2 protein-coding genes are annotated in these 2,369 nt (G+C 33.2%); both read right to left on the minus strand.

Annotated elements, in window-relative coordinates; translation table 11 throughout:
- Nucleotides 1-240 precede the first annotated feature (240 nt).
- Nucleotides 241-1,572 carry a hypothetical protein gene (locus VIO64_RS03350; protein ID WP_331915141.1) on the minus strand — a complete coding sequence of 444 codons (1,332 nt, stop codon included), beginning with the start codon at nucleotides 1,570-1,572 and terminating at the stop codon, nucleotides 241-243.
- 80 nt (nucleotides 1,573-1,652) lie between these two features.
- Nucleotides 1,653-2,267, minus strand: coding sequence for a hypothetical protein (locus tag VIO64_RS03355; protein ID WP_331915143.1), 615 nt, complete (start codon nucleotides 2,265-2,267; stop codon nucleotides 1,653-1,655).
- Between the last annotated feature and the right edge of the window lie 102 nt (nucleotides 2,268-2,369).

The following is a 2,369-nucleotide window of genomic DNA, read 5'->3' on the forward strand; positions in this document are numbered from 1 at the left end:
GATGCATAAACATTCTTTTTTATTGCCAGCTTATCAATCTGTTCCAAAGTTTCAATTGGGAAAACCACTGACCTTTTTTGAGTCTTGGGGTTGTTATCGGCCTCTTTCACAAAATTCCTCCTTTAATACCTTATTTGATTAACAATCACATTATTTTCGGGCAAAACAAAAGAAGCCAATTTGCGGCTCCTTGTCATATGGGTAATAGGAAGTTTTGAACACAACTCTTCAATTTATCTTTTATCTTAACTTTTTTGCAGCAAACTTTCTTGTGTCATCATAGCTGTCATAAAGGCACTCCTCTAGTACTTCAACGGGAAGAATTTTGCGTTTATACATAGTCTGAACAAGACTTGAGCGACATGAGGAGCACAGAGTTTGCTTATACATATGCATGAACATGCTTAGTTCAAACCTACAGGAACTCTCTTTAAGTAAATCTTCTATATCCATATACACACCATGCCATAATCCATTATTATATGAAACAGGAAGCCCCTTAACACCGTCAACTAACAGAGATTCATCTCCAGGTTGATAACATCGACATAAGAGACTCAAAGAGTTTGCAACTTCTTTCCTTCCTTTAATGAGAAATGTAGCATAATCATGAATCCTATCAGAAGATAACTGACTCATCATATCAAATGCAACATCACGAATAGATTCATTATCGCTTTTGGCAAGTTCAAAAACATAACTTTCATCCAATGGGAATGGTTTTTTGCGAAAAGCCCATAATAATTTCAGTTTTATTTCAGGATTAGTTTCGGTTACTGCAATCTTTGCTAGCTCAGACAATTCTTCTAATGAAGCAGTTCTTGAAAAACGGATCGCAACTCCTCGACCATGATACACTGACGGTTCATAACAAGCTTCGAGTAGTTCCTTAAGAGATGGCTGAGTAATTACTTGTGGCTTTTCGGAACCAAAGCTTTCTATTTCGTTAAGAAAAGCTGCAACCGATTTGCTTTTTGCCGCATTTTTATGCATGTAATTATCAACACGTTTTTTACCAAATTTATTTTTTGCGTTGGAATAGAACCAATCCATAAAAATTATATTCGGATTGGTTGTATTTATATAAAATTTGCCTATTTGTTCAACAATTCTCTTAAATGCTCGAAATCCGTCAAGTGATGTTAACCAAACACAGAGCCATTCAAAGTTATCTCGCTCTGAACAGATTGAACCTATTTTACGCTTTCTAGAAAGTAATGTAAAAAGCACATCATATTTTTTATACAATGCTTCTCTTGCATGTTTACTACCATCATTGGCAAATTGATATAAAAGATCACAAAGTTGGTCAAACAACCATGTATCCAATTTCTTTTTTTCAAAATTTTTAATAATGGCATCTTCAAAAAAACTTTTATCTTCATAGAGACTAATAGCATTATATAGATAAGTACCTCTACTGCCCTCGCATTGCATATCATAACAAGTATTATGAAGACAGCACCATAAAACAATGTCCTTATATTCTTCAGGACATTTGCTATTTTTCAACTCTAAATATGCACTTCCAAGTCCTCGCCTGAAAGCTTCTTTAAATTGACCTTTGGTCATACTTTTAACTCCTTCAAGTAAGGGTATAAATACCAATAATCATTATTTCATATTATATGGCTAATTAGAAGTAGAATCACTCATAAATCGAGCATTGAAAAGTTGTCTTTCCACGCTGATTTAAGCAGTATTTCACACTGTTTCTTTACTTCATAAAAATGATTGGGCTGAAGGATAAAAATATAATCTCTAATTGTTCCTCTAATGAATTTTAGTCCCAACCACTTACAGCCCATAAAATCATCATGCAGATTTCTAAATTTATCCAGATATTCTTTCTCTTTCTTACGTTCTCTATGGTTATAAAAAACAATACTACAATCTTTCAGTAATCTTAATGCTTCGTTATGCCAAGACTGTCTAAGCATACGACGTTTTATGAAGTCTGGTTCTTTGGATAAATCTAGTACTCTATCATAAAAAACAGTATTTCTTGGTAAAATTTTAGAATTCTGCACACTACTTACATTTCTATTATTATTATCGATCATATCTTTTAGAATGTAATAAAGTTCGTTATCGTAGTCTTGATACATAGCCTTATATAGGTAAGATGTGTGCTTTCCGTCTGAGTTATGCTTTTCGTCAGGTGTTGAATACCAATTCACTCCCAATAACATACCAGTTTTTGCGACATTTCTTAGCAGAGCATATTTGCCATAATCTCCAACATCAGCAACATATCTGTTTTGCATATTTGTTCTCCTATAATTTTTAATAGTTCTCCCTTTAAATAAATAGTGTCTTATATAAAATTCTGACTCTACCTAGCCAGAAATAAACCAAAATATTGTCAA

Origin of the sequence: Pseudobacteroides sp., from assembly GCF_036567765.1 — a bacterium.
Taxonomy (GTDB): Bacteria; Bacillota; Clostridia; order Acetivibrionales; family DSM-2933; genus Pseudobacteroides.